This is a genomic window from Mesorhizobium sp. FG116 (assembly GCF_057809835.1).
The window spans coordinates 1-1,187 of the sequence record NZ_JBMDKS010000118.1; the positions used below are offsets into that span (position 1 = coordinate 1).

At 58.3% G+C, this 1,187-nt stretch carries 2 protein-coding genes; both read right to left on the reverse strand.

Annotated features, from left to right (window positions below):
* On the reverse strand, positions 1 to 625 hold a 625-nt coding region (locus ACODTY_RS24010; RefSeq protein ID WP_488996684.1), incomplete at its 3' end, for a TrbG/VirB9 family P-type conjugative transfer protein.
* A 29-nt stretch (positions 626 to 654) separates the two neighbouring features.
* Positions 655 to 1,187 (reverse strand): VirB8 family type IV secretion system protein (locus tag ACODTY_RS24015; protein ID WP_488996683.1); only part of this gene is annotated, 533 nt, incomplete at its 5' end.

Sequence of the window (1,187 nt, forward strand, 5' to 3'; positions counted from 1 at the left end):
TGTAGTCTTGCTCCCGGCGATAGTTGACCAGCGACTCGCGCCGCCTCTTGTCGACGATGAAGATCGCCGGCGTGTCGCCGGAGAACTTCATGAAGGTCTTGATCCCGTCGTCAAACACCCACGCCGGCTTCGCACCAGGATCGCCCTTGAATCCGTAGTCATAGTTCACCTTGTCGCGGCGGATATTCTTGATGTTGGGATTGTTCTGCGCTTCTTGGGCCTGCCTCCACAACTCGGCCATGCCCTTCATCCCGGCGTCTTCGGGATAGGAAAATCGAAGCTTGTACGTCTGATTTCGCTGGCTCTTCGAATCGTTGACCAGAAGCTCGAACGAATAGGTGCGTTTGGTCGTGATCACCGACATGTTCGTCGCCGCATCCTTTTCCATCGGCTTGAGCGTGAGCGCGCGCCGATCGGCGGATGTCAGAATCTGCCAGGAGACGGTGTCGCCGGCGACGACCTGGGTGACCTCCTCGTCCTTGCCGAACAGGATCATCGTGACCATGCCGTAGGTGCCGGTGACCTCGAACACCTGTTCCGAGGAATAGGGAACAGTGCGAATACGGGGGTCGTAACGCCCTGGCTGAGCCACCAATTCCGCGTACGCCACTGTCGCGCTCAACACAATCGCCAACGCTGCCAGTCCAAGTCTCCTCATTGCGGCAGCCCGCTGGGCATCATTTCCGGAACCCTGGTGTAATCCGTGACCAAGAAGCCCAGCGGATTGAACATCCGCACCCTCTGGCTCATTTCCAGGTTACCCTGCCGATATCGGACCGTCGCCGACCATCGATCGACCTTGGCCATACCGCCCTGACGGCGTTCTTCGGTCTCGAAGCGCACATTCATCGTCTCGTTGTTTAGGGGATTGACGGACAACAGGTTCACCCGGACATCGCCTTCCGCGCCGATCCTCTTGACGGGCGATCTCGGATTGCTCGGGTTCATTAGCTCTTCATATTCGGGGAATGCCCGCCCGTTGGGATCCGACCACAACTGGATCATGTCGAACGTGTCGGCGAGATAGCGCGGATCGTAAGTCTCCCGCTTGATCACGTAGTTGCCGATGAAGGCTGCTCTCACCGCCTGGAGTTCGGAGACCGACCTATTTTTGTCGAGCGTCGTCACCGTCTCCATGTAGCCTGTCGCCTTATCGACGATCAGCGGCACCACCTCGGTCGATTTCA